This is a genomic window from Fibrobacter sp., from assembly GCF_045131395.1.
Lineage (GTDB): Bacteria > Fibrobacterota > Fibrobacteria > Fibrobacterales > Fibrobacteraceae > Fibrobacter.
On the sequence record NZ_JBGUQY010000005.1, the window covers coordinates 134,063 to 160,333 of the forward strand.

At 49.6% G+C, this 26,271-nt stretch carries 27 protein-coding genes and 1 tRNA gene; 15 read left to right on the top strand and 13 right to left on the bottom strand.

Going from position 1 to position 26,271, the window contains the following annotated elements:
* Window positions 1-142 precede the first annotated feature (142 nt).
* The 8 genes from ACJMNB_RS04180 to ACJMNB_RS04215 all read left to right on the top strand — a co-directional run bounded on the left by ACJMNB_RS04180 (window position 143) and on the right by ACJMNB_RS04215 (window position 8,331).
* Window positions 143-1,549 carry an ATP-binding cassette domain-containing protein gene (locus tag ACJMNB_RS04180; RefSeq protein WP_405339297.1) on the top strand — a complete coding sequence of 469 codons (1,407 nt, stop codon included), beginning with the start codon at window positions 143-145 and terminating at the stop codon, window positions 1,547-1,549.
* Between the two features lie 2 nt (window positions 1,550-1,551).
* A complete protein-coding gene (locus tag ACJMNB_RS04185) occupies window positions 1,552-2,676 on the top strand; it encodes an Mrp/NBP35 family ATP-binding protein (RefSeq protein ID WP_405339299.1) in 1,125 nt (374 codons plus the stop codon).
* Window positions 2,676-2,972: a DUF971 domain-containing protein gene (locus ACJMNB_RS04190; RefSeq protein ID WP_405339301.1), complete on the top strand. Its 297-nt coding sequence runs from the start codon at window positions 2,676-2,678 to the stop codon at window positions 2,970-2,972. Before ACJMNB_RS04185 ends, ACJMNB_RS04190 begins: the two co-directional genes overlap by 1 nt.
* A gap of 29 nt (window positions 2,973-3,001) precedes the next feature.
* Window positions 3,002-3,886 carry an RNA polymerase sigma factor RpoD/SigA gene (locus ACJMNB_RS04195; protein WP_405339303.1) on the top strand — a complete coding sequence of 295 codons (885 nt, stop codon included), beginning with the start codon at window positions 3,002-3,004 and terminating at the stop codon, window positions 3,884-3,886.
* On the top strand, window positions 3,886-5,601 hold the full coding sequence (locus tag ACJMNB_RS04200) for a tetratricopeptide repeat protein (RefSeq protein ID WP_405339305.1): 1,716 nt from the start codon (window positions 3,886-3,888) through the stop codon (window positions 5,599-5,601). The genes ACJMNB_RS04195 and ACJMNB_RS04200 overlap by 1 nt, the downstream gene beginning before the upstream one ends.
* Window positions 5,602-5,684: 83 nt before the next feature.
* Window positions 5,685-7,589: a tetratricopeptide repeat protein gene (locus ACJMNB_RS04205; protein WP_405339307.1), complete on the top strand. Its 1,905-nt coding sequence runs from the start codon at window positions 5,685-5,687 to the stop codon at window positions 7,587-7,589.
* Window positions 7,576-8,025: a septal ring lytic transglycosylase RlpA family protein gene (locus tag ACJMNB_RS04210; RefSeq protein WP_405339309.1), complete on the top strand. Its 450-nt coding sequence runs from the start codon at window positions 7,576-7,578 to the stop codon at window positions 8,023-8,025. The genes ACJMNB_RS04205 and ACJMNB_RS04210 overlap by 14 nt, the downstream gene beginning before the upstream one ends.
* 117 nt (window positions 8,026-8,142) lie before the next feature.
* A complete protein-coding gene (locus ACJMNB_RS04215; RefSeq protein WP_173556590.1) occupies window positions 8,143-8,331 on the top strand; it encodes a hypothetical protein in 189 nt (62 codons plus the stop codon).
* Here the strand turns inward: ACJMNB_RS04215 and prmC are convergent, their stop codons facing one another.
* The 3 genes from prmC to ACJMNB_RS04230 form a co-directional block, all read right to left on the bottom strand.
* Window positions 8,332-9,240, bottom strand: a complete 909-nt coding sequence (prmC, locus tag ACJMNB_RS04220; protein ID WP_405339311.1) for a peptide chain release factor N(5)-glutamine methyltransferase — start codon at window positions 9,238-9,240, stop codon at window positions 8,332-8,334.
* 55 nt (window positions 9,241-9,295) lie between these two features.
* Window positions 9,296-10,363 (bottom strand): peptide chain release factor 1, encoded by a 1,068-nt coding sequence (gene prfA, locus ACJMNB_RS04225; RefSeq protein ID WP_405339313.1) that lies wholly within the window; start codon window positions 10,361-10,363, stop codon window positions 9,296-9,298.
* Between the two features lie 67 nt (window positions 10,364-10,430).
* Window positions 10,431-10,745 (bottom strand): hypothetical protein, encoded by a 315-nt coding sequence (locus ACJMNB_RS04230; RefSeq protein ID WP_405339315.1) that lies wholly within the window; start codon window positions 10,743-10,745, stop codon window positions 10,431-10,433.
* 56 nt (window positions 10,746-10,801) lie between these two features.
* Between ACJMNB_RS04230 and ACJMNB_RS04235 the strand changes: the two genes are divergently transcribed.
* From ACJMNB_RS04235 to ACJMNB_RS04245, 3 genes are read left to right on the top strand one after another with little or no spacing between them, the layout of a single operon-like run.
* Window positions 10,802-12,124, top strand: a complete 1,323-nt coding sequence (locus tag ACJMNB_RS04235) for a hypothetical protein (RefSeq protein ID WP_405339317.1) — start codon at window positions 10,802-10,804, stop codon at window positions 12,122-12,124.
* Between the two features lie 3 nt (window positions 12,125-12,127).
* Window positions 12,128-12,940 carry a tRNA (N6-threonylcarbamoyladenosine(37)-N6)-methyltransferase TrmO gene (gene tsaA, locus ACJMNB_RS04240; protein ID WP_405339319.1) on the top strand — a complete coding sequence of 271 codons (813 nt, stop codon included), beginning with the start codon at window positions 12,128-12,130 and terminating at the stop codon, window positions 12,938-12,940.
* Between the two features lie 25 nt (window positions 12,941-12,965).
* The gene (locus ACJMNB_RS04245; RefSeq protein ID WP_405339321.1) at window positions 12,966-13,517 is read left to right on the top strand and encodes a hypothetical protein; all 552 of its coding nucleotides are present in this window, start codon (window positions 12,966-12,968) and stop codon (window positions 13,515-13,517) included.
* On the opposite strand, the gene ACJMNB_RS04250 is transcribed toward ACJMNB_RS04245, so the two are convergent.
* A complete protein-coding gene (locus ACJMNB_RS04250) occupies window positions 13,474-14,076 on the bottom strand; it encodes an NUDIX hydrolase (RefSeq protein WP_405339323.1) in 603 nt (200 codons plus the stop codon). The genes ACJMNB_RS04245 and ACJMNB_RS04250 overlap by 44 nt on opposite strands.
* Before the next feature lie 64 nt (window positions 14,077-14,140).
* On the opposite strand from ACJMNB_RS04250, the gene ACJMNB_RS04255 reads away from it, so the two are divergent.
* On the top strand, window positions 14,141-15,271 hold the full coding sequence (locus tag ACJMNB_RS04255) for a GGDEF domain-containing protein (protein WP_405339325.1): 1,131 nt from the start codon (window positions 14,141-14,143) through the stop codon (window positions 15,269-15,271).
* Here the strand turns inward: ACJMNB_RS04255 and ACJMNB_RS04260 are convergent.
* The 3 genes from ACJMNB_RS04260 to ACJMNB_RS04270 form a co-directional block, all read right to left on the bottom strand.
* A complete protein-coding gene (locus ACJMNB_RS04260; protein ID WP_405339327.1) occupies window positions 15,268-16,461 on the bottom strand; it encodes an MFS transporter in 1,194 nt (397 codons plus the stop codon). The genes ACJMNB_RS04255 and ACJMNB_RS04260 overlap by 4 nt on opposite strands.
* Before the next feature lie 134 nt (window positions 16,462-16,595).
* Window positions 16,596-17,756, bottom strand: a complete 1,161-nt coding sequence (locus ACJMNB_RS04265; protein ID WP_405339329.1) for a class I SAM-dependent RNA methyltransferase — start codon at window positions 17,754-17,756, stop codon at window positions 16,596-16,598.
* A gap of 57 nt (window positions 17,757-17,813) precedes the next feature.
* Window positions 17,814-17,885: transfer RNA gene (locus ACJMNB_RS04270), tRNA-Gly, on the bottom strand.
* Between the two features lie 125 nt (window positions 17,886-18,010).
* On the opposite strand from ACJMNB_RS04270, the gene infC reads away from it, so the two are divergent.
* The 3 genes from infC to rplT are packed head-to-tail and all read left to right on the top strand — an operon-like array spanning window position 18,011 to window position 19,215.
* On the top strand, window positions 18,011-18,637 hold the full coding sequence (infC, locus tag ACJMNB_RS04275; protein WP_405339331.1) for a translation initiation factor IF-3: 627 nt from the start codon (window positions 18,011-18,013) through the stop codon (window positions 18,635-18,637).
* An 18-nt stretch (window positions 18,638-18,655) separates the two neighbouring features.
* Entirely contained in the window at window positions 18,656-18,853 is a 198-nt protein-coding gene (gene rpmI / locus ACJMNB_RS04280; protein WP_072800243.1) for a 50S ribosomal protein L35, read from the top strand.
* Window positions 18,854-18,864: 11 nt separating this feature from the next.
* Window positions 18,865-19,215 carry a 50S ribosomal protein L20 gene (gene rplT / locus ACJMNB_RS04285; protein ID WP_405339333.1) on the top strand — a complete coding sequence of 117 codons (351 nt, stop codon included), beginning with the start codon at window positions 18,865-18,867 and terminating at the stop codon, window positions 19,213-19,215.
* Window positions 19,216-19,296: 81 nt separating this feature from the next.
* Here the strand turns inward: rplT and ACJMNB_RS04290 are convergent, their stop codons facing one another.
* From ACJMNB_RS04290 to ACJMNB_RS04315, 6 genes are read right to left on the bottom strand one after another with little or no spacing between them, the layout of a single operon-like run.
* Window positions 19,297-21,042, bottom strand: a complete 1,746-nt coding sequence (locus tag ACJMNB_RS04290) for a hypothetical protein (protein WP_405339335.1) — start codon at window positions 21,040-21,042, stop codon at window positions 19,297-19,299.
* 2 nt (window positions 21,043-21,044) lie between these two features.
* On the bottom strand, window positions 21,045-22,571 hold the full coding sequence (locus ACJMNB_RS04295; RefSeq protein WP_405339337.1) for an NAD(P)/FAD-dependent oxidoreductase: 1,527 nt from the start codon (window positions 22,569-22,571) through the stop codon (window positions 21,045-21,047).
* Window positions 22,549-22,983 carry a GtrA family protein gene (locus ACJMNB_RS04300; RefSeq protein WP_405339339.1) on the bottom strand — a complete coding sequence of 145 codons (435 nt, stop codon included), beginning with the start codon at window positions 22,981-22,983 and terminating at the stop codon, window positions 22,549-22,551. The genes ACJMNB_RS04295 and ACJMNB_RS04300 overlap by 23 nt, the downstream gene beginning before the upstream one ends.
* A gap of 11 nt (window positions 22,984-22,994) precedes the next feature.
* A complete protein-coding gene (locus ACJMNB_RS04305) occupies window positions 22,995-24,200 on the bottom strand; it encodes a hypothetical protein (protein ID WP_405339341.1) in 1,206 nt (401 codons plus the stop codon).
* Window positions 24,197-25,051, bottom strand: a complete 855-nt coding sequence (locus ACJMNB_RS04310) for a TIGR02147 family protein (protein WP_405339343.1) — start codon at window positions 25,049-25,051, stop codon at window positions 24,197-24,199. The genes ACJMNB_RS04305 and ACJMNB_RS04310 overlap by 4 nt, the downstream gene beginning before the upstream one ends.
* Entirely contained in the window at window positions 25,048-25,824 is a 777-nt protein-coding gene (locus ACJMNB_RS04315; RefSeq protein ID WP_405339345.1) for a hypothetical protein, read from the bottom strand. Before ACJMNB_RS04315 ends, ACJMNB_RS04310 begins: the two co-directional genes overlap by 4 nt.
* Between the last annotated feature and the right edge of the window lie 447 nt (window positions 25,825-26,271).

The following is a 26,271-nucleotide window of genomic DNA, read 5'->3' on the forward strand; positions in this document are numbered from 1 at the left end:
CGGCCGAAGAATTACGAAAACTCCAAAAGGGTTAGTAAGTCTTCGGTCGTCCTTCGTTTCGACAACAGGCTGATGCCTGTTGCCTCAACTCGGCATTAACGCCTTCCCGTTAGGGAATGGCGTTTTTTCTATCTTTGTGGCCATGGAATTCAAGCGTTTTGAGGCCCTGATCGAAATGTTCCCGCAGGTGCAGATCTTCAGCACCGAGGGCGAGGACCTGGATAGGGTCATTACCCATTTTTTGAATCAGCAGAATAATGTCTCCACCATGTCGGAGGCTATGCAGCGTAAAATTCAGCATGCCCTTGCGCCGTTCTTTCAGCAGCGCTTTATTAGCCTGCACGACGAAGAGGCTCCGCTGGTGCGCCAGCTCCTTTTGAAGAAAAAATTCTTTTTGCAGACGGATCGCTATATCGATGATATGGCTTGGCCCGAAACGGACCCCGATAAGCTGGAAGAAGCATTGAAGATTGCGGACTTGTCCGAAGAAATTCTGGACCGCAAGTTGCTGAGTCTTTCCAACGGGGAACTGCGCCGCGTGTTGCTGGCCCGCATGTGGATGGAAAAACCGCAGTGGGTTTACTTTAATGATTTGTTTGGCGGTCTCGATCCGGAATACCGTAGTCATCTGGCCGCTAGCGTGGTGCAACTCTCCAAGCGCGAAGGCTTGAAGGTCGCAGTGCGCCTTGCTCGCGAAGACGAACTGTTGCCCGAAATTCCGGCATTCGTTTACGCCGACAAGACCTTTACGCAGTATGCAGGGAAACTTCCGGATGCTGCCGCAAAACCCAAGTTCACCAAGGCCGAACTGAAGGGTTATGAAATTGTAAATCTGAAGGGGGAACGTCATTGCGAGCGTAGCGAAGCAATCCATGATGGCGAAATCCTTTTCGATTTGAAGAACGTCAATGTCCAATTCGGCGAAACCACGGTTCTCAAGAATTTGAACTGGACCGTTCGCAAGGGTGAACATTGGGCCGTGATGGGCGAGAATGGCGCGGGCAAAAGTACGCTCCTCGGCATGCTTACGGCCGACCACCCGCAGATTTACAAGAACGACATTACGCTCCTGGGTGAACGCCCGGGCCATGGTCTTAACATTTGGGATCACAAGGCAAAACTCGGATTCTTCTCGCCGGAACTGGCACTCCAGTACCGCGAAGACCTGGACCTTTCCGAAGTGTTGTGCACGGGCTTTACTCCCAATCTTTGCAAGGCTGAAAATTCCACTTGGGAAGAACGAGGCAAGGCGAAGGAATGGCTGGAATATTTGGGCTTTGAAGATATCCATGCCCGTTACCGCAGTTTGTCTCCTATCGACAAGCGCGTGATTCTTATGGCCCGCGCCGCTATCCGTCCGCCCAAGGTGCTTTTGCTGGATGAACCTACCCAGGGCCTGCAGGGTGCTTACCGCGAAAAGATTTTCAACTTGTTGCAATTGCTTTCTAAGGAAACGACCATTATCCTGGTAAGCCATTACGAAGAAGAATGGCCGCCTTGCATGACTCATTTGCTCCGCATGCCTAAATTCTCCATGGAGAAGTCCTAATTATGCAGCTTAACGAACAAACTATCATGAATGCCTTGCGGGCGGTCCAAGATCCGGACCTCCACAAGAATATCGTTGAACTGAACTTCGTTCAGAACCTGAAAATCGATGGTGACAAGGTGAGCTTTGACTTGAAGCTGACCACTCCGGCATGCCCCATCCGCGACCAGTTCAAGGACCAGTGCATCGCTATCGTGAAGTCGCTGGGAGCGAGCGAAGTGAACGTGACGTTTACCGCCCAGGGTCGAGTCGAAAGCGGAAATACTGCGGCACAGGCTCCCAAGGTCTCTTACATCGGCGATGTGGCCCATGTGGTGGCTGTTGCTAGCGGCAAGGGTGGCGTGGGCAAGTCTACGGTGACGGCGAACCTGGCCATGGCGCTTAGCCTTTCCGGTGCCCGCGTCGGTATCCTCGACGCTGACATTTATGGCCCTAGTATGGGTCTCATGTTCGGTATCGACAAGGCTCCCGAAGTTTTTGATGACAATACCATCGCCCCGGTGGAGGCGAAGGGCGGCATCAGCATCGTCTCGATGTGCATGTTTGCCGATTCCGACAAGGCGACGATCTGGCGCGGCCCCATGGTCTCCCAGATGATCCAGCATTTTATCCATCATGTGCGTTGGGGCAAGCTTGACTATTTGCTGGTGGACTTTCCTCCAGGAACCGGCGATATCCAGTTGACCCTTACCCAGAATTGCCCCATGGCCGGTGCCGTGGTGGTGACGACTCCGCAAGAAGTGGCCCTCGCCGACTGTCGCAAGGGTCTTGCCATGTTCGATTCCGTGGGCGTTCCGGTGGTGGGCGTCGTCGAGAACATGAGCTACTTCATTTGCGACGAATGCGGCAAGCATCATCATATCTTCCGCGAAGGCGGTGGTGAGCGCATTGCCCAAAAGTGGGGTGTTCCCCTGATTGCAAAGGTTCCGCTTGAACCTGCAGTCGCGGGCTGCGGTGACGAAGGTACGCCGGCGGTGCTCCGTTACCCGAACTCCGAATCGGCCAAGGCCTTCATGCAGGCTGCCGATGCAACGGTGCGCACTCTTTCGATGTTTGCATCCGAAGGTGACGGCGTGCTCAAGACATTTAACTACGATTTCGAACAACTTCCGGTGGAGGCGGTCTAATGATTCAACCTAAGAAAGTTTTTAGAACTGCCGACGGAAAGCTGGGCTTTGAATGGAACGACGGAAGCCGCGGCGCTTGCGATATCCGCGCTCTCCGCTTGGCTTGCCCTTGCGCACTGTGTGTCGATGAACATACAGGCGAAAAGCTTCTGGATGATTCCACCGTGCCTGCAGATATTTCGCTTGTTAAAGTTCAGTCGATTGGACGCTATGCCGCAGGCCTTACCTTTAGTGATGGTCACAATTCGGGAATTTACCCTTACGAAAAGCTATATAACTTGACGAAAACAAAGTAAAAAGACATATTTGGATAGTCTTCAAGGGAATGTCCCGTGAAGAATGGAAGGTATGTATTTCTATGAGTGATGCAAACGAAGCGCTTTATTTTAGGGATCTGAATAGGTTCCCGACCCTGAGTCCTCAGGAGGAAGAGGCTCTTCTTGCGATTATCAAGAGCGACCAGGCGGAAGAAATCCGCAAGTCGGCCTTGCAGCGCCTGATTCGGGGTAACCTCCGTTTTGTGGTGAGTGTCGCAAGAAAGTACCAGGGGCGTGGACTTTCCCTGCTTGATTTGATTAACGAAGGAAATATCGGCCTGTTCAAGGCGGCAAAACGCTTTGATATGGGTAAGGATGTCAAGTTTATTTCTTACGCGGTCTGGTGGATTCGCCAGTCTATCCAAAAAGCCCTGTTTGAACAGGTGGGGGCGGTCCGAATCCCTCCCAACAAGCTTGCCTTGGTAAACCGCTTTAAACGCGCCTTGATGCAGAACGACGGCGACTACGATCGTACCATTGCCATGGACGAATTTGCCCCGTTCGAAAAAGATATCGTCGAGGTCATGGAAAAAATCGTGGATATCTCGCTGGATGCTCCCATTGGCGATAGTACCAATGTGGGCGGATCTGGCGATACTGTCAGTACGCTGATGGATGTCTTGGGCTCCGATGGAAACCAGGACGAAGACATGGAAAAAGATGAACGCCGCAAGCTCATCCAGGAAACCTTGTCTGCCCTTCCTCAGCGTGAAGAAGAAATTCTGCGCATGTTCTATGGCTTGGATACGGTTGAAGATACCACCCTCAAGGACATTGGCGAAGACCTGAAGCTTAGCCGTGAACGCGTGCGCCAGATTAAGAACAAGACCTTGCGTCGTTTGCAGAAGAGCAAGGAACATAAAGAGAAACTGGCTGACTTTTTGGAAAAGTAATGACGAATTCGTCCTCGGCGGCCCGTAGAGCCGCATACTTGTTTTTGACATTGTGTTGCGGAGCCCTGCTTGCGTTTGCAGGTTTCCGCATTTATGATCTTTATGGCCCCAGCAAGATTTCGGTAGGTGGAATTCCCTATGGTCTTCCGGCTGGAACGACGATTGTTCGTGGTGATACTCCGGACTTGTCTGCCGAGATGACCAAGGTGCCGGTGCAGGTTCAGACGGAACTTCGCCGTGCAGCGGAATTGTCGCGTGCGGGTTCGTACCAGGCCGCATACGATATCTATGATGGCGTGGTTGTTCTGTACCCGGATCTTTTGCCGGCCCTTTTAGGACAAGTGACTACTTTGTTCGAAATGGGCTCCCTTACGGAAAATCAGCAGGACCGCCTTTCTTTGCTGATTGGAAAATTGCAGGCTCGTTTGCCGGGCTCCGGGGTGGCCGCTTATCTGGAAAGCCGCAAGATTTATCAGGCCGGCAATACCTCTGCCGCCTTGGAACTTGCCCGTGTGGCCTCTGAACGTGCGCCCGCCTTGTACCAGACTCGCCTTTGGTACGGCCAACTCCTGATGGATGGTGGCCGATTCTTGCAGGCTGCCAATGAATTCAAGACCGTGGTGAGCCTTTCCAGTGGCGATGTGCCGGCAGCCTATGAAATGCTGGCTGAACTTTATCACCGTAGCGGTCAGCTGGACAGCTGCGCCGCTCTTGTAGAATATGCCCTTTCCCAGTATCCGGTAAATGTGAAGCTTTTGCTGTTGCAGGGTTACATGGACGAATACCAGGGTCATTTCGATTCTGCCGAAAAAGTTTACCAGCGCATTTTGGCCTTTATGCCGGATTACGCCCCGGCTCGCGAAGCCGCTTCTACCTTGGGCGAGAAGTCTCCTCCGGGTCCTGGTAACGGCGTGGTGCTTTCTCCTCAGGACCGAGCACAGACTGCCCTTGACATTCTGGAACCCATGGTGGAAAGGTACCCCGAAAATCTTCCCCTTAAAGAAGCTTTGGGTCGCGCCTATTTGAAGGGCCGCCAGTTCGACCGCGCCCGTACCCAGTTCCAGGAAATCCAGAAAATTGACCCGGAATACCCCGATATCCAACAGCGCATTCAGGAATCCAATATTACCCGTCCGGCACCCATCAACAAGAACGATGGCCTGACGGCAAACCTGAACCGTGCGGTAGACAGCTTGCGGGAATCCCTTGCGCCTTCTGCGGTTCACGATTTCTCCACCATGTTGGGCCATTACGTTGTTCGCTACGGTGCAACCCCCAAGGAATTTTTCAAGAAGTATGCCATTTCGAATTTTAGGCCTGTGGCAAACAATGTTTGGCAGGAATCCTTCTACATGGCGCCTTACAAGCATACCTATACGGTGGTCTTTGATTCCTTGAATCATTTCCGTGAAGTGCATGTGGTTGTTTACGATTCCTCTTCTAGTTCGAACCATTTTGGAATCGCTCCTGAGGTCTATACCAGGTTCCTCAAGCAGAATTCCAGAATTTCGGGCATTGGCAACAGTACTGGCGAAACGGATTGCGGCGATGGATTGATTATCGACGCAGCCGTGTGGGAAACCCAGGACAACTTCGAAATGCTTGCCCGCGTGGTGGGTAAACCTGCCGAGGTCCGCATGGTTCGCTTCGACAAGACCGCACTTCCGCCGGGTCTCAAACTCTGCGATTACACCAAGTACTTGAACCAGTATTAATTAATGTTGAATGTGTAATGTGTGATGATTAATTCCACATTTTCCATTACACATCTCACACCTGTTTTTTGTATCTTTACACCATGATGTTCCGTTTTCTGGCATTGGCTTTTGTCGCCCTCGTTATAGAGGGGTGTACTTGCTGTGCCTACTTGAACCATATGTTCAATGCGGAACGCCTGGATGAACAGGCCGGAGAAATGCGTGCGGCACGTCTCGACAGCATTCCCGACAGCGAAAATTCCCTGCCCGGTTCCGAAGAACGTCAAAAGTACGACAAGATTATCGAGAAGGGCTCCCGTGTGCTGGAACGTTTCCCCAAGAACAAGAAACGTACCGCCGAGGCTGTGTTCTTGATTGGTGAGGCTTTCCGCCATAAGCATGAATGGAGCAAGGCCATTACCAAGTACGACGAATTTGAACGCTACTTTGCCGACCACGATTCCATGCAGGCGGTGGAGTATCAGCGCGCCTATTGTCTTTACCGCAACCAAGAATATAATATCAGCCGCTTTGCCTTGGAACCGGTGATTGCCTCCAAGGATCACCCCTATTATTTCCAGGGCCTGAACCTTCTTTCCCTTTTGGACGAACAGGCGGAATTTCCGGACCAGGCCATTGCCTCTTTGGAAGCAGTTTTGGCCGATACGGCGGGTACCCCTTATATGCGTGGCAAGGCTCATTTCAGGTTGGCCGGTCTCTACTTCAAGAAAGAAAACTGGGACAAGGCCCGTGAGCATTACACCGCCAAGGAAATCAAGGAACTGAATCCTCGCGAACAGCAGACGGCGGGGGAACAGGCGGCGGAATGTCTGGCGAACCGCAAGGAATACCTGCAGGCTGCCGACGAATATAAGGAACTCTACAAGAATCCCGAAAACGAGTCTAAACAGCCCGATTACCTGGTGCGCATTGGCGAACTGACCATGCTGGGCGGACGCTATCCCGATGCCATTATCATCTTGCAGAAGGTGAACACGGAATACCCCCGTACGGAATATGCCTCCCGTAGCTATTTCTGCCTGGGCGATTACGAACAGCACAAGACCATAGATTACGACAAGGCAGTCGTCTATTACGACAGCAGCTTTATTTCGCGCACCATTAGCAAGTGGGGTCAAGAAAGCCGCGAACGCCGTGACGCCCTTAAGCGTTTGATTGCCATGCGCAACCAGAACGATAAGGAACGTAAGGATTCAATTCCGAACGTGGATAATTTCTTCAAGTCCGAATTCTTGATTGCTGAATTGTTCCTGTTCAAGTTGGACGAGGTGGACAGCGCCATTACGCGCCTGAATACGGTGATTGAATCGGGCGATAGCGCGAAGTCATTGCGAGCATTCTATGCCAAGGCCTTTATTTACGACGAATACATGCATGATCCCGATGCTGCCGAAGAAATCTACAAGGAAATCATCGAAAAGTATCCGGACACGGAATATGCGAAACAGGCCCAGGTGAACTTGGGCATGCGCGTGACTTTGAAGACCCGCGAAGACCTGGCCAAGGAAAAGTACATGGAAGCCGAAAGCCTTTGGACAATCGCTGCCGAAATGCCTTTGGATCAAATGGATCAGGTGGATTCTGCCTATGCGCGGGCGTTTATGCGGTTCGATAGCCTTTACCAGGAATATCCTGAAACCCAGTCGGGCATTCAGGCCCTTTACATGAAGGCCATGTATTTCCAGATGAATCCGGAACGTGTCGACAGTACCTTGATGACTTACAAGTTGCTGCGCGAAAAGTATGGGCAAACCCCTTGGGGCAAGCAGGCGGCAAAGATGATGAATACCCGCCTGACCATCACCGACCAGGATTTGGAACGCTTGCGCAAGCGCGTCAAGAGTAGCGAAACTCACGTGAACAAGCTGTCTGCCCAGTATTACGAAAACTTGAACAAGGCTCCCGAAGAAAAACAGGCCGAAGTCAAGAGCCAAGAAGACGAAATTCTTGAGAATACGTACAATAGCATGTATGATTTTGAGTAAGCGGATCATTGCGCTAGTTGCGTTTTCTTTGGTGGCTATATGGTTGTCCGGCTGTGCTGCCGGAAATGCGAAAATTGCTTCCCGTCAAGGTTATGTGCGGTTCCCTGGCAAGCATTATGCCAAGGGTGAAAAGGCCGCTGTAGGGACCAAGATCGAGGGCGAGGCGAGCTATTATGGCCCGGGTTTTCATGGCAAGAAGACTGCCAGTGGAGAAACCTTTAACCAGAACGATTACACTTGCGCCCACAAGACTTTACCCTTCGGCACGGTACTCAAGGTTGTCCGCGTAGACAACGGAGCCTCTGTAGAGGTGCGTGTCAATGACCGTGGCCCTTATGTGGGCGACCGCATTCTGGACTTGAGTGTTGCTGCAGGCAAGAAGATTGGCCTTGATAAGGTCGGTCACGCCAAAGTCACCGCAACGGTGATTGAATAATTCTGCCCAAAAAAGAAAAATTTAGAATGTCATAAATTGACATTCGCTTGATTCTATATTTATCTGCACGGAAAAACACTGGTGCGTTTGTGTGTTTTTCTTGAATTAGAGGTAAATATGTATAGCGAGAATAATCTCTGGAATAATTCCGGCTTTTCGTCTTTCAAGCGTCGCATTGACGAACAATTGCAGCTGAATGGTTTTGATGATTCCTTTGTGGATGACGAAACCTTGTTGCCCTATTATCGCATGGGCGAAAGCGAAACCTACGTGCTCTCTGCCCTCGGCTGCACCGTAGGCGTGTAATTACTTGTTCTTGTAACTGACGAAGCGAACGTTGCCGCAGTAGTCCTTGTGAATGCCTGCGAATTCTAGCCAGGGGTAGTTGGCGGCTTCGTTCTTCAAGACTTCTGCCTGTTCCGATCCGATTTCAAGGAGAATCGAGGCACCTGCGCTAAGCTTGCCTTCGGTCTGCTGCAAAAGCTTGCGGACAAGGTCAAGACCGTCCGGGCCGCCATAGAGGGCGAGCGCGGGGTCGAACTTGTCGACTTCAGGCTGGAGCTTCCCCTTTTCGCTGTCGGGAATGTAGGGGAGGTTTGCAATCAGGCAGTCAATTTTCTGGTCGGCGTTGCCGGCGGCCTTAGCAATTGCGTCAGCCGAGGCGGCATCCAGCAAGTCGCCCTGGGCGAAAGTCAAATTCGAATTTTCTGCGTTTGCGCCCAGCTCGTTTGCGTCGGCATTTTCGCGGGCGAGCGAAAGTGCTTCTTCAGAAATGTCCGTGGCGAGCACTTTCGCACCGGCGATTTCTTTCGCGCAGGCGATAGAAATCGCGGCTGTTCCCGTGCCCACCTCAACGATGAACGGATTTTCGACACCCTTCAGCCTTTCCTTCGCCATATCCACCAGCGACTCCGTTTCGGGGCGCGGGACCAGTGCCCGCGTGTCGCACTTGATGATGAATCCGCGGAAGCTTGTGTCGCCAATAATATGCTGCAGCGGCTCGCGGTTGGCGCGGCGTGCTACCAGCGGACGGAGTGTATCCAGCTCGGCGGCGGTAAGGGGCTTTTCAAAGTTCAGGTAAATGTCCATGCGGCTCTTCATGCCGAGCCCGTGGCTAATGATGTACTCGGCATCCAATCGCGCGTCAGGAACCCCCTTCTTTTCGAAGAAGGTCTTGGTGCGATTCAAAATCTCGAGTACAGTCATCTGTTGCATAAGACATTCCTATCGTGCGTCATTGCGCGACCCCTGTAAGGGCCGCGGCAATCCATTAAGCGTTGAATTTCCCGAGCTTTTCCTGGGCGTTAGCCATCTGGAGCCCGTTGATGATTTCGTCGAGTTCGCCGGTGACTACTTTGTCCAAATTGTACAGCGTGAGACCAATGCGGTGGTCTGTCACGCGGTTCTGCGGGTAGTTGTAAGTGCGGATCTTTGCGCTACGGTCGCCAGTACCCACCAAGGCCTTACGGCTGGCGGCTTCTTCCTGTTCCTTCTTCGCAATCACGGCGTCAAGAATCTTGGAACGCAACATTTCCATAGCGTGCAAGCGGTTCTGCAACTGGCTACGTTCGGTCTGGCAGCTCACCACCACGCCTGTCGGAATGTGGGTGAGTCGCACGGCGGAGTCCGTCTTGTTAATGTACTGACCGCCAGCGCCCGAAGAACGGTAGGTGTCCATGTGGATGTCGGCTTCGCGGATTTCCACGTCCACTTCTTCAGCTTCCGGGAGGATTGCCACGGTTGCGGCAGAAGTATGCACTCGGCCCTGGGTTTCGGTTTCGGGCACGCGCTGCACGCGGTGCACGCCACTTTCGAACTTGAGCGTGCCGTACACGCTATCGCCTTCGATAAACACGCGGATTTCCTTGTAACCGCCCACGGTACCTTCGCTGGCGTCCTGGATAGTCATCTTCCAGCCCATGCGGCTGCAGTAACCCTGGTACATGCGGAAAAGGTCGCCTGCAAACAGTGCGGATTCGTCGCCGCCGGTACCGCCGCGAATTTCGAGCGTTGCGTTGCGGTAATCCCACGGATCCTTCGGGACCATCAAAATCTGGAGTTCGTCGGTCACGCCCGGCAACTTCTTTTCGATGTCGGAAAGTTCCGACTTTGCCATGGCGACCATTTCAGGATCGGAATCGCCAAGGGCGGCCTTCCATTCTTCCTGGTCATTCAGCATCTGCAGGTATTCCTTGGCCTTCAGGACGGCCTTTTCGATACCCTTGTACTGCTTGTGAATCTTGTTGTAGCGAGCCTGGTCAGAAAGAACATCCGGATTACCGAGTTCCGATTCCAGTTCCTCGTACTTTTCAATGAGTTTGCGAGCTTTATCTTTCATCGGGTGCAAATTTAGTAAATCTTCACCCTATCCATCCTTGGCCGACGCTTTATAAGAGTCGGAAATATTAGAGACCGTCTAAAAAACCACCAATAATGCTTCCGGCCGCTTCTCCCGCGGCATCAACAGCTTGGTCTATTACAGGACCGGCTGCATCGATGGCTTTTTCGGCAGTAGATCCGGCTACGTCAATGACCGTGTTTGCGGCGGATCCTGCGGCATCGATAGCGGGTTTAGTGATGCTTGATATTTTATCGACTACGGAATCGAAGGCTGCGTCAATGGCTTTGTCGCTGATGGCGTCCAAGACCTGTTCCATGAAGGACGGATTACCTGAGGTGTTTTGTGCTTGGTTTGCATTTTCAATCGGTTCGTTATTCATATAGTCATAAATTATTAAATTTTACGTGTTATAAAATGATGAAAATGAGGTCCGATATGAAAAAATGGATTGCTTCTGCCGGGTTACTTGCCGCATTCTCCATGAGCTTGGTTGCTTGTAGCGATAATTCGTCGAGCCCGGATTCGAACAGAACGCAGGAACCGGATTCGAAAAAAACGCAGGACTACTGTAAGGTTGTTTCGACGGACCCCTTTACGATTGAATCTGTTCAAAATGGCTATTTCAGCACGACGACCATCAAGTATGAAGATGAAAAGCTTGTGGAAAAGGTTGAATTCGATGAGGCTAGAGCCGCCCAAATGGCCTGCGAGTCGTACCAGGATGATCCCGACTATGGCAATGTCGCTTGTAATGGCAAAACCATTGCCGCTATTGGGCAGAAAAGAATGACAACCAGTGAATATCGGGAAGTGTTAATCCTGTTTTCTACGATGTGCGAAGGAAAGTCTATCCTCGAAGACCGTTCGTCGTCTAGCGCAGAACGATTGTCTTCCAGCTCAGAAAAAAAATCTTCCTCTTCTAGAAACGAGAATTCGTCCAGTTCTACAAAAACGGTAAGCTCTTCGTCGGAATGGGTTGATTATTCCTCGAGTATGGAAGTTTCTTCGAGTTCCGAGATTTCGTCTGATGAAGGTGAAAGCTGGTATGGAAAGACGACCTTCAATAAAGAAAAGGTGGTTGCTGCAAATGCCGCTGATCTGGAATGCCCCGAAAATACAACTGCCGATGACCTGACTGGCTATGATGTTGCCTACGAATTTAACGATCCGAATGATCTAGGCCGCGACTATCTTGGCGAGAACACCGCCTATGCCGATGACAATACTACTCCGGTATCTGCAGAATGCGGAAGCATTGTCTTTAATGGGGACAATGGGTTGCTTGTTCCGCTTTCGGATACGTTCAAGACCAGGGGCTTTGTGATTGAAGCACGCTTTATGCCGACGTTGGAAGACGATGTTGGAAACATTATTGCGACCGAGCCTCCTGGAGGCAGTACGGATGGATGGGTGCTTCGCCTAGAAAATAACGGGGTCACCTTCTATTATCGCGATGCCGATCAAAGCTATAGTTGGAAGTCGGTGAATATTGGTAAGGTTTCCTTGGATGAATGGCATGTGGTACGTGTCAAAATATTCCCGAAAAAGCCTGAATACGGTAGCATCTTCTATTCGATGAACGTGTCTCTGGACGGAAGCTTGACTCAGGCTTTGTCTTACAATGACGATACTTCCGATTTGGCATACGGTCTTGGAATTGGTTTCGATTCTATGTACCAAGAAACTCACCGAAAGTGGTTCTTTACCGGGAAAATGGATTACATCCGTTACGGGAAAATAACGGAAGATAATTTGTAATAAATGAATCCTATCGGTACATTTTTCGGCGATGCCATCTACAAGTACGACGCACCCAGACAGGGGCGCTTGTTTGCGGGGCATCCGGGCCGCATCGAGCTGAAGCCGGGAATGAATTTCGAGACTGCGCTTCGGGACTTGGATGGCTTTGAACGTATCTGGGTGATTTTCCAGTTTCATGAAAATGAGGGCTGGCGTCCGACTACCCGGCCACCGGTTCCGCCTAAGGGCAAAGACCGCGTGGGCACTTTTGCAAGCCGTAGCCCTTACCGCCCCAACCCAATTGGATTGAGTTGTGTGCGCCTGTTGAAAATTGAAGGTCTTACCTTGTATGTGGATGAGGCGGACTTATTGAACGAAACGCCGGTTCTGGATATCAAGCCGTATATCCCCATGGCAGATGCCTTTCCCGATGCCAAGGCGGGTTGGGTCGAAGAACAGGTGGGCGACCTGTGGAATATCGAAGTGTCCGATGAATTTGCGGCGCAGAATCGCTGGATTGCCGACCATAGCGTCTTTGACTTGTTCAGTTTTGCGCAGGTGCAGCTTTCTCGCGGAAATTTCTCGAGGGATGTTTTCGATAGTTCCCGCCGTCGCTTGACCATTGACGAAAACGCCCGTACGGGGGTGCTTGCATACCGCACCTTCCGCATTCATTTCAGCTACGATGAATCTGAACGCCAGGTGTTGTTGCTGCGTATAACGAGCGGTTATTCTGATGAGGATTTAAAGCCCGGTGTCGAAGACAAGTATGGCGATAAGGACTTGCATAGAAATTTTCTACATTTGTGCGCGAACGGCTTTAAAATGTTTTAAGGCTTTAATTAAGACTGGAGAAAAAATGAAAAAAATAGCCCTTTTGCTAATCTTCCTTGCAATCCCTTCTTTCGCCATTTATGTTGATGCGGGGTTGGGCATTGGTGGTTCAAGTACCGATATTGACGATACGTCCGTAGATAAAGTTATTTGTAACGACTGCGATGAATTGGCTGCGACTTTTGGTGTCCGCGTTGGTGGACAAATCACAGAACGATTTTGGATTGCTGGCGAATTATCCGGTTTGGGACACCGATACTATGATTCTGACGCATATGTTCAGTTTAACTCGTATCTTTTCGGCCCGAGTTTTATTTTCTACCCTGTAGATCATCTTCATTTGTCCGGTTCAATCGGTCTTTCTTGGACTGCTAATGATACCGATATTCGTGGCTTGGATATGTATGATGGAACAGGCGGTGCAATTGAGTTTACTGCGGCCTACGATACCGGAGTCCGTGGTCATGGAGCCTTGATTGGCATGAGATTGTTCTCTTCTACGAACGAATTGAAAGAAAGCGAAAAGGATTTGTCTATGGTTGGCGTGACGTTCTTTGTCGCTTACGTTCACAAGTAAGTCGCCATTTGAAATATCCGGCGATTTGTAGCGGGTGGTTGAATGAACCATCCGCCATTTTTTTCTGCAGTTCTTCGTCGCTCAGCAACAGGCTTTCAATTTCCTCGGTGCTGTCGAAGTGGGTGCTGCCGCCCTTTTCTACGCCGTCAATGAATACCACATGGAACTTTCCGCGGTGTCTGTCTGGGTTCACGGGGTACGCGCCCAAGTACGTTATTCTGGAAGCGGAGCATCCGGAATCCATACGTTTCTCGCCTGCACTAGTGTATCCGCATTCTTCCTGTAATTCCCTGATGGCGGCCTGTTCCGGTGTTTCTCCCTTGTCTATGATTCCGGCGGGGAACTCCAGCGCAATTTTGCCGGTGCCGTGGCGGTATTGTTCCGTCATGACCCATTTGCCTTCGGTGGTGCGGGCTAAAATCAGCACCCAGTCCGGTTGCCACAGCGTATAAAAATCGTCTATTACCTTGCCGTTAGGCAGTTCGCAGGTTTCTTTTGCAACTTTCAGCCAGGGGGCGTCAACCAGATATTCCGAATTCAAGAGCTTCCAAGGTTTCATATTGGGCAATTTAGTAATTGAAATGTAAGATTTTTACTATTATTAGTACGGTAGGTGTAAGAATATGAGTGATTTTGTTTTTTATGCAGAAGCTAGTGTCGGGTGTGCGTGCATTTTGATGCTCCTTTTGTATAGCATCAAAAAACTCCCGACACCCCAGTTTAAATTCAATCTGTTTTACCAGCTGGTCGTGTGGCATATTATTTATTTTGCTAGCGATACGGCATGGGCGTTGGTAAATAATGGCGTAATCCCGAAAACGACCTTTAGCGTGTTGGCCACTAATTACTTAAACGCTGTTATTCTTGCGATTGTATTCTATTGTTGCTTTGCCTATGCAGAAATCAGTACGCGGCCAGAGATGACTCGCCTGCAAATTCAAAGCCTCCGTACGAAACTCAGAATCCCGATTTACGTAGAATCCGTATTGCTGCTAGTCTCTTTCATCCTGATGCCAGAATTTTGGCTTGACCAGAATTTGGAGCCGCGGGACCTTTATTTTTTCTTGCTGGTTTTCTTGCCCTTCGTCTATATTATGACGGTGACGGTCCGTTGCTTTGGCCGCGTGCTCAAACCTCACAGCCAGTTGAGCTTGAAGACTTACCTGATTGTGGCTAGCTACACTCCGGGTTGCATTGTGGCTGGCGCTGCGCAGATTTTCCTTTCGCTTACGACCCCGATTTTCTGTTTCTGGTGTACGATGATCATTCTGTTCGTCTACTTGAATTCCCAGAACCAGTTGATTTCTACCGATCCCCTGACGTCGCTTAACAACCGCAATCAGTTGCAGCGTTACCTGCAGCTGTCCCATGAATCAATAGACCATTATGTGATTATGGTGGATGTGGACAAGTTTAAGCAGATTAACGATACCTACGGACACGTAGAAGGTGACCGGGCCCTGGTGTTTGTTTCCAAGGCACTCAAGAGCGCCTGTGGACGCCTCGGAAAATCGACGTTCCTGTGCCGTTACGGGGGCGATGAATTCTTGGTTGTCGTGCCAACGGAATTGCCTGGCCTAGCAATCAAGGTTATCAAGGATTGCCTGAAAGAAGAACTGTCCAGTCACTATACTATGCCGAGCTATGCGCTGGAAGTGAGCATTGGCTACGCTTTCTGGAATGGCAAACTTTCCAGTTTCAAAAAGAGTGTGGCCGAAGCAGACCATAAAATGTACGAAGACAAGCGCTCTTAGCCTTCCAATTTATTCTTTAAATAATGCCTTGCGGTCCATGTAAAGTACAGGATGTCTGCAATCACTAGTGCCACGGCGCAGGCGAAAAAGACTTGGCGATGCATGCCGAAGTAGTTCGCCATGGATCCGCCAACCAAGATTCCTGTACCGATACCGATATCCCAGCCGCTCAAATAAGTGCTGTTGGCGGTGCCTCGCTGGTCGTGGCGGGCGAGGTTCACGCACATGGTCTGGTAACCCGGGAAAATCAGGCCGAGACTGGTGCCGATCAAGAATGCCGCGATAAAGAAGGTGGCGGGTGCGTGACTCATGGCGAGAATGAAGTAGGCGATAACGTTCAGCGTCATGCCGGTTCCTACCAGGTGAATCAGGTAACCCCTGTCGATGAGTTTGCCCGTCATGATGCGGTTCATGATAAGCCCTGCGGCAATGAGGGCGTAGAACCAGCCGGAACCGCCGATGCCCAGTTCCTTGGCGTAGAGGGCGATGTAGTTGGTTACTGGGCCGTAGGCGAAACCCACGAAAATGAAGTTCACGAACTGCGGAATGGCGCGGGTCAAAAAGAAACGGTCCAGCGAAAGGGGGGCGTGGGGCTTCTTTTCTTTCGGGGCGATTTTCAATGTTTGCACCAAAATCAATCCGATGACGCAGAGCGCAATGGAAATCACGAAAACGATGGTGTCGCCAAAGGCTTCGTACAGGAACATGCCTGTCATGGGGCCCGTTGCAAATGCCAGGTTCACGCTGATGCCGAAATAGCCGATTCCTTCGCCGCGGCGGCAGGCGGGCAGGGCGTCGATGGCGACCGTATTGCTCGCGGTACTGGAAATTCCGAAGAACAGGCCGTGCAAAAAGCGGACCACGGCAAGAATCACGATGATGCTGACCGCCTTGTAGCCCACAAAGCAGGCCGTGAATGCGAAGAATGTCCAGAAATACAGGGGCTTGCGGCTCAGGGTGTCCACCAGGAATCCGGCGAAGGGCCGGCAGGCCAGCGCGCCAATCGTATAAAGCGAAATGACGATGCCCGCCGTCGCATTGTCGGTCTGGAATTTGTCGATAATGTAGAGCGGGAGAATAGGTAGTAGCTGGTAAAAGCTGAAGAACAGCAAGAAGTTCGCGGCGGCGACCGTCACGAAATTCCGCGTCCAAAGGGGCGGCTTTTGAGTTGTTGAAACATCGGCTGACATTATCCCTCCATAATGTGTGATGTGGAATGAATTGTAGTCATTCTCCGAAGGAGAATCCATACAGTTCATACAAGCGCATGCTCAAGATGTATGGACCCCGTCATGCCTACGGCACTCCAGGATGACGCTTCGCGTCATTTTCTCTCCAGCATCACGATGGTTTCAAGATGCGGTGTGCCGGGGAACAGATCCAGCGGCTGCACCTCGCGCACGCGGTAGCCGTAGCGTTCCCATTCCTTCAGCGAGGCGGGAATTTCGTCGGTGCCGCAGAACACGTGGCATACGCGAATCGGCTTGCGCATGGCGAGCGCGTGAATCACGCCCGGTTCGCAGCCCTTGCGCGGCGGGTCCAGCAAGATTTTTTCCGGTTCGCCAGGGATCGGCCGCGGGAGTCGTGTCTGCACGAACATCTCGTCGATCTTGCCCGCGATAAAACGGTAAGACTTTTTTAGGTGCTTGGCCGATGCCTTTGCGCAGTCGATGGAGGGGCCTTCCCATTCCACGCCGAGTACGTCTTTGGCTGCTTCGCCCAAGGCAAAGCTGAAAAGTCCGTAGCCGCAATATAAATCCAAGAAGTGGTCTTCTTTGCCCAGGCTGAGCAGGCGGCTTGCGGCCTTGATCAGGTTGTGAATCTGGCTTTCGTTAATCTGGCTGAATCCTGTTACAGGGTAGCGCAGACTGAACTTGCCAAGACCGAGACTCAGTTCGCGAGGCCCGTAGAGTTGCTTGAAATTCAAGCCGTCTGTGGGACGCTTCGATTCCAGGTAATAATCCGATTCGGTGGTGTCCACGTAGGCGTGGGCCGCTGTCACCTTGTACGGAGTTTCTTTCAGGGCGTCCGAAATCAGCTTGAGCTTGCGCACGATGCTGGCATCGATTTTCTTGATGTTGAAAATCACCACGCGGTACTGGTAAGTTCCGCGAATGATAATCCAGTTGAGCGCATAGGCGAGCGGCTTGTAAGCCGGCGTAATCAGCTTCTCAAACAGGAAATCGTAAATCTTGTTGTGCTCTTCGGGCTCGAGCATCGATTCCTGACGGTCGAACTGCAGGTTGCCCGGCTGCATGAACACGCGGCGCTTGCTCGTGGTGCGGTAGGCACGGGGGAGCGGGCTCGCAATGACTTTCTGCGGGTTGCCGGCGAGGCGGTTTACGTCCCAGAATTCTTGGATGGCGAGGTCCTTGATGCGGAGCTCGTCTTTGTAGTCGAGCATGGCGAGAGATTCGCCGTGGGCGGAATCTGCTTCGCGGGTATAGCCCGGAATCTGATGTGCAATGGCTTGTTCGAAGAGCATGGCGCAAATTTAGAATTTTTGAAAAAAAAGAAAAGACCCCTCAGTGAGGGGTCTAAGAGCGGCGGACCGGGATCGAACCGGCAACCATTAGCTTGGAAGGCTAAGGCTCTACCATTGAGCTACCGCCGCGAGCAAGACCAATTATACAAAAATTCGCCTGTTTTCAAAGGGGTTTATTAAAAAGTTCTTGCATTTTTTAATAAAAAAACTATATTTAGCGCCACAATAACAATTTTACCTAGAGGTAGCTTAACTTGGCGTTACAAAACCCCCGCGACCGTCGCATGCCGAACAGACAGAGTGATGGTACCCGCATTAACGAAGACATTCGCATTTCCCCGATCCGTCTTGTAAAGGAAGATGGCGAAGCCGTCATCATGGATACCAAACAGGCTCTCCAGATGGCCAAGGACGCCGGACTGGACCTGGTGGAAGTGTCTCCCAATGCTAAGCCGCCTGTATGCCGTATCATCAACTACGGCAAGTTCAAGTTTGAACAGATCAAGAAGGCCAAGGCCGCTAAGGCCAAGCAGCACGTGGTGAAGCTTAAGGAAATCAAGATGCACCCGAAGACTGCCGAGAACGACTACCTGTACAGGATCAAGCAGGCCGCCGAGTTCTTGCAGGATGGCATGAAGGTCAAGCTTATTATGCAGTTCCGTGGGCGCGAAATGGCGCACATGGACTACGGCAAACGCCTGATGGAGCGCGCTAAAGAAGACTTGCTCCAGTACGGCGATCTGGAAATGGACTCTAGGGTCGAAGGCAACACAATGCTTTCTATCTATGGTCCTAAACGCGGTGCAGGTACTGCCAAAAAGCAGCCCCAGGCACCAAAGCCCGTAACCGAGCCCATGGCAGCAGGTGAGGCTTCAACTTAATAACCTAAAGAGGTAAAAATGCCTAAGATGAAAACACACAGCGGTGCTAAGAAGCGCTTCCGCCTGACTGGCTCCGGCCACGTCAAGTTCAAGCGTGCTGGCATGCGCCACATTCTTGCCAAGATGTCCACGAAGCGTAAGCGTAACCTGCGTAAGGGCGCTCTCGTTAAGAAAGTTGATGTTTACCATGTCAAGCGTCTGCTTGTCGTTGCATAAGGAGTGTAAGAATGCCACGCGCTAAAACCAGAGTTCCTTCCCGCGAACGCCGCAAAAAAATCCTTAAGGCCGCCAAGGGTTTCTATGGCCGTCGCAAGAGCAACCTTCGCCTTGCCATTGACGCCGTAGCCCACGCCGGTCAGTATGCCTACGCTCACCGCCGCGACAAGAAGGGTGACTTCCGCTCTCTGTGGATCACTCGTCTCAATGCCGCTGTTCGTGAACTCGGCATCAGCTACAGCCAGTTCATTTACAAGCTTTCCAAGGCCAACATCAAGATGAACCGCAAGGTTCTCGCTGACATGGCCGTCGCCGATCCGGCAGCATTTGCCAAGGTCGTGGAAACTGTGAAGGCTGCCTAATAGCTGCATCTTTACGCGAGAAATTCGCCCCACTCCTAACCGAGTGGGGCGTTTTTTTTGCTGGAGAATTTGCTGCAGGCCTTAACTAAAGATGTTGCTCATCAGCATCACGGAGCATACTACAAAGACCATTACCGTAATCATTCCGAGAATTTTCCATTTTAGGGAGAACCTGTTCTGGTAAACGCCAAGCCCAACATAAGGCAGAAAACTAAGTAGGGCGGGCATAATATAGCGGAAATCGTTGCTGCAGGCATAAGGATATTTGTAGCGGCAGTAGGCGAGAGCGGCAAGGAATGCGACTCCTTGAATGAACAAAATCCAATGGTAAATGTCAAGCCTAGTTTTCCACCAGCCTCGAATTGCGAAAATGATTAATCCGAGTAGCGATAGGCTCATTAACAAAGCAAGTGTGTTTCCGGTTGAAGTGTTGACTAGTTTCCATTCACCAAATAAAGATGACTTTAAAGCGTAATTAAGGAAGTATTCCCTGCCGAACCCATCAGCCCATCCGTTGGTGTAAGGTTCCGTCAAAAATGATTTCAAATCGAAATACAGATAGTTCTTTGCTTCGTTACCGACTCTTAGGCTAGAATTTAAACTGCTTGCGTTGGCGACGAAATTACCGTCATGAGATAAATGCCCTGCGACAATTCCAATAAAAACAAGCGACAGTAAAACCCATCCGACAAGTTCTGTTTTGTAGGGACGATGCAGCTGATTCGTTTTTACAAAGCCGATAAAGGCGAATAAGATTACAAGACCGATAGTGACGTAGCCTGTGGATTTTGTCCAAACCGCAAGTGCTGCGCTTGTGGTTGCGACAATGAGGTGTAGCCCTTTTCCGTTTTTGATATAGTTGAATCCAGCTAATAGGCATGCAACATGTAATGCATAGAATAGTTGATCGTTTCCGATTCTTGGTGCGACTAGGAGTAGGGTGGGCCAAACGGTCCAAAGTATAGCCGCAATTTGCAGAGGAATGCCGGAAACAAATTTTTTCAATATGATTAAACCGCATAACAGTAAGAAGATTGAGAGGGCTAGGCTGAACGCCTGTACTCCTGAACTAGAGGCATAGCCAATCAGCCCGCTAAGCAAAAATGAAGGAACTGCGCTTGTGTAGTAAACGGGTGGGTGGTAACAAGTCCAACAGTCTTTTGCGTCAGGAATAGAATGATTGTCTACGATATATTGAATATAGGAGAGGTGACCTTCCACGTCCATCGTAAACTGGGTGTATGGCATGGCGTAGAACATCGCAAAACGCAGGAATACACCGATAAGAATACATAGAAGTAAAAATCTATTCAGCTTAAAACGCTTCGCGATCGATGCCACGGTTAATCCTGTGAAAATCGCTATCATCAGCTTCATAAAGAACAATAGCGTACTGTAATCTTTCGGGAAAATGTTGATTCCTGCGATTCCTCCTTTGTTCATCAAGTTTATTTCGTAATGAGTCCTGTTTCCTACGCGATGCGGTGATGTAACGGAGTCTTTAAGCCAAAAGCCTTTGCCGAAGTTGCATCGGTCGTAGTTCATTAAAGAAATTGCGTTGCCATTGACGATAATGGATTCTGCGCAATCATCGGGAATAATGTTGATGTCGTAGGGTGCGTTTAACGGATTGGACACAACAAAGCTGACGCTGAATCTTTCGCCTACACCCATACTTTGCGATAGTGGGAGTATAATGGGGCTCTCTGTAAGTCCTTGGTGCAGAACGATGTTTTCTACTCGAACCTGTCCGTAATGGAGAATGCCGAAGCATATTAGAATGCCGATGACGCAATAGAGTTCTAAAGACTTGAATAAATTTTTCATGGTTATTTCTTCTCGTGATAATCTTCTTCAGTGTTTACATTCCAGAGATTGGTCTTGTCGGAGGAGCCTTCGCGTATGCACGTGACCGCTTCCATGGCGGTAAGCATGCTGTGGTCCATGTTGTTGTATTTGTGCATGCCGTTACGGCCCATGGGGAATAGGTTTTCGATGGTGTCGAGATAGTCGCGAATCTTCGCGAATTCTCCGTAAGTTCCGAAGTAGGCGGGGTATGCCTTTTTGATGTGGTATACTACAGAATCTCGGACAGACTGAGGTTTTGCGATGTGAATCTTGTCCAGCTCGTTAATTGCTAATTGAATGAAATCGGCGTCCGGCTTTGTCCACATGTCATCGCCCTCGTTGACAAAATATTCAAGTCCAATCCAGATTTTGGATGGGTCGCTAACTAGGTAAGGACTCCAGTTGTTGAATATCTGAATGCGACCCAATTTCACGTCACTTTCCTGAACATAAATCCAGTTGTCGGTCGTGCCAATTTCCAATTTGTCAAGCAGTAGCCCTACAGTTATAAAGTCGCGATAAACGAGACCTTCTGAAATTTGCCTGATTTCTGTTGGCACGGGAGTTGCTTCGTTAGACAACGCTGCGATTAAGTCTTTTACCGGCATGGTGCTGAGAAAATAATCGCATGGATAGGTCGCTTTTGTGATTAAACCATCTGCATCAGTGCTCTCAACGACGACACTTTCTATGCGGTTGCCATTCTTGTCGCGGTTCACGCCAACAATTTTCGCATTCATGTGAATTTCTCCTCCCAACTCCGTCACTTTCCCGGCGACGGTTTCCCAAAGCTGACCAGGACCGAATTTCGGATAGAGAAATTGTTTGATAAGGCTTGTTTCGGTGTCTTTCTGATGGATGTCGGAGGAATTTGCGAATGTTTGTTTGAGTGCGTGAAGAATGGTCTTGGTGATAGAAAGCCCCTTGATACGTTGGCCGCCCCATTCTGGACTAATCTTGTTGCAGGGAACTCCCCAAAGTTTTTCGGTGTAGTCCCTAAAGAATGTTTGATAGAGCTCGACGCCAAAGCGGTTTATCATAAAATCTTCAAGGCTTTTTTCTTTGCGTTTGGGGAGTAGCTGCACTTTCAGGTAACTCATGCCAATCTTGAACATCCGCCAAAGACCTAGATTGCGAATGGTGTCTTCGTTTAAACTGATGGGGTAATCAAATAGCTTTCTTAAGAAGAGAATCCGGGAAAGTCGACTGCGACAAAGCATTACCAAGTCGTCCTTCTCCGGATTGGACCCATTCGGAGATTCTAAGGGCAATATATCTAGCCACCAACTCATAACGGAGTCATTCTTACTAAAGAATCTGTGCCCGCCAATATCCATTCGATTCCCGTTGTGGTTGACTGTGCGCGAAATTCCACCGATGATATCGTCCATCTCGAAAATAAGGGGCTTTATATCTGTTGTACGGAGCAATTCTAAGGCTGCAGTCAATCCTGCTGGACCTGCTCCTGCGATAATGGCAATTTTATTAGTCTCTTTTCCCGAAGTCATCCGTTTTCCTTTCCTTAAATAAGATCAGTTTACGACTGCAAAAATTCCACAACAAGACTATGGTGGCGGCAATCATCTTCGAAATCATTTCTTGTACGCAGAAAAAGTTGACTAGTAGCAACATCAATAGTTCGTTGATTCCAACACCGATGAAACCCACAATGGCGAATACGGAAAACTCTGCCAGTTTTCGATTTTCTAGTCGTCGTTCGCAATCGGAGAATACCCAGCTTATGCTTAGGGCGTAATTTAAAGTGAGCCCAGCTATTAAACCCATAAGGTTTGCTAGCAGATAATGCCATTCAAGGGCGTACAGGCAGAGTGCGAAAAGCCCGAAATCAATGACAAAGGCAATTCCACCCACTAGAGAGTAACGTGCTAGTTGGGCTAGCACTAAATAGATGGTCGGCATGTATTTTTTAGTTAGAGTTTAATCCATTCCCTGTAAGCGGAAACATTAGAATTAGAGTTGCTGTTTTCGCAGTTCCAAATTTCGCTTGTGAATGTCTTATGGGATGTCTGAAATTCCGTTGCTTCGATTTCGTTTTCGCAATCTTCAATCAGGAAAAATACGGCGAAGAACATGTTTGATGTTGCGCACATTCCGCTTCGATTTACACTTGTGAATTCAAGTTCGCCGTTTGCGATGCTGCTTAAAACATGTCCGGTGGGTTGGCCTCCATCGCTTGCGAATGTCATGAAGTAGCGGCAGCTTTCTTTTTCGTCGGAGTTCTGTTCCTTCAAAAGTTTAGCTGCCATCGGGAAACATTGAACGATGCTGTCTCTCTCCATTTGGACAATGGGTGAATTGGAAAGCAGACTTGTCGTTGAAATGCCTGTAGCGCGTTCCGCGTAATCTATACAGCTCCTCTGCGGCGTACCGTTGTAAGCGATTACATGGTTATCAAAAGAGAGATCTTCTGAACTTGTTGCAAACTGCAAGACGTATTTTTCCAGCGTTCGGCTAGAATCAATGCTTACTGCTGTATCGATGGGGTTTACTACTTCGCGAATTGTTGTATCGGGCTCACTTACGCTAGAGGATGATTCGCCGACATTTGATGATGACGACGGCTGTTCGAATCGTCCTGTAGAAGTTTGGGCGTTTCGGGAAATTGCGGAGCACCGGTTTGCCGCTTGGTTGCTGAATTGGCTGGTTAGACTGTTCACGGAGTCTGCTTCGACTTCGCTTATGCGGCAGGCTGCGTCAAAGGTGCCGTCCTTACAGCCGTTGCTGATGCTAAAGAATTCGCTGTTTTCCTTGTTATTGCATGAACCCTTGAATTCGACGAACATCGAGTCGCATGATTTGCCAAGTTTGCTAGCGTTCAGGGTGCTGATGGCGACATCTTCAGAAATTTGTATAGTCATTGCCAATGCAGAGCTATCGGCTGTACATTCGGCACGCATCCCGGAACCGTTGCCCATTACGGTTAATTCGCCACCAGTTAAATGATTGCGGGCCACCCCATTTTCGTCTAGGCCGAAATTGTACCATTCCTTTATTTGGGCTTCAGAAATAGCGTTTGAATCTTCTATAGTACCGCCAGAAACCTTGCCCGAATCGGAGCAAGATCCTGTCAGTAAAACGATTGGGCAAAGCAATAGAAGTGCGTAATCTAGTTTCATAACCGTCCCCTTGTTTTAGGTGTGGCCTTGGAGGGTTCAATTTTTTCTGAAAGCGGGAACATCTGCAGGTTCAATCGATAGACGCGATTGCCGCCTTTCTTGGCTGTTGCGATAGAGACGATTCTCTTGCGACAGGTTTCAAGTTCCGTTAAAATCTTTTCATAGTCTTCGTCATCGATTCCCATGGTGATACCCGTAAAGTTGCGCTCATCTATGGGGTATTTTTCAATGGAGTCTTTTGCAAATTCGGCCATTTCTTTGTGCATGGCGCGTACAAGCGTCGGCATTGCCACAACAGACATCTGAAGCGATCTGTCGACTTGTTCATAGACGTCTTCGGCGGTCTTTTTCAAAAATTTCGCCCGAGTCAAAAATGCAAGAGCATTGCGCACTTCTTCGGCAGAGAATGCTCCACCGCAGGCCTTGGCGATATCCAGCGGCTTTGCGCCAGGCATCATAGGGGCAAGTTCGCGCAGTACCGGGTATTTCCATGATTCGTAAAATGACACGGATTCGCCTTCTAGAATGCGGACTTTGTGGGCGCTGGCAATCACCTTCATTTCGGAGTATGCGGCCTTTTTGTCGGCATCCTTCTTTGCTTGCACAAATTTTACTAGCTGCCTAAAATATTCGCGCTCGGCACCGACAAGTTCCATGGCGTCGGCGGCGCGCTCAATTCCATTTTTCGATAAACCGCTCTTTCCTTCGCATACTAGCTTCAAATAGTTTGGCGAAGTGAATCCGCCCTTCTTCGTGAACTCACGCCAAGAAAAAGCGGATGTCCGCTTTTTCCATTGGTAGTAATCGTTCATGAACGAACGGTAATCTTCGTACTCAATCACAGATTTCATTGGTTCCACGTGGTGTCGCAGGTCATGCCGTTTTCTGTATCTCCCTGACAATGTACAGTTGGGATTGGCTCCGCTTCAGGGAGATTGGTGACAAATGCTTCGCATTCTGCCTTAAGAGTGTTGGCGATTGTTTTTAGAGTGGTTTCGTTCAAAACTTTGGCGATGCAGGATGCTTCAAGAGTTGTTTGGGGAGAACATTCTTTGCTGTAAATTTTGTAAATGCCTCCCTTTTCATTACATTCGGAGATGAAGGCAATGCTGTCGGCTATGCAGCGGTCCATTTTCCCGGCATTGGTTTTGTAGAGCAAATCTTGCCTATAAAGAGAACCTTCGTTCTCTTTAAGGAGAATTGTTCTTTCATCATTTAATTGTAGGATAGTTGTTGAACCGGGGATTGTTTCCTGCATGGACTTATAAAAAGAGATTCCGTTTTCTTCGTTGTACAAGTTCACCCAACAAGTTCCTTGGTTATTTATTTCACTGAAAACAATATTCTTTTGGGTTGTGAATGTATGCCGAACAGGCAATTGCATGATTACTGGTTCTTGTGTTAAAGAAGAATCGTGAAGATCAATGGCATCGTTGGAAATGATTGCGGTATTGTTGCCATTGGTATTGAGCGCTTCAGTCATAAAAGCGATGTCGGCTTCAGACAACGAGACAACTTCTTTTTCGGTTAGCTCAGTCCCTGTGGAAGGTGTTGAGCTTTTGTCGTCGGAGCAGGCCGCAAATGCGATAATTGCTGCTGCAGAAAAAATGATTTGCTTATTCATGTTGGCACTCCTTCGCTTTTCCGCTGGTAGTAATCTAAATATATTTTCTTCTTTGGTTGTGATGCATGATATTTCTATACAAAATTGTTGAATTTTACTCAAAATGTATAATTTTGTGTATAAAATCAAAAAATGAAGAAATTTTTATACGGTGAGGGGCGTGTCGCTTAGAGAAAGGGATTTACGGAAAAGGGACTGCTCGCTCGCAGTCTCCTTGCTAACGCAAGGCTGCTCGTTCGCCCTACGGGCTCGATGCTCGCTTGCTCGCATCAAGCTCATAATTTGCCTCTACGCACTGCGTGCATGAGCCAAATTATGTCGCACCCTCTTCGAGGGTGCCTGGTCCCTTCCCGTGTTATAAAAAAAAGAAAGCCACCTGATAGGTGGCTTTTCTTTTTTTTAGAGCGGGAAAAGGGACTCGGACCCTCGACCCCGACCTTGGCAAGG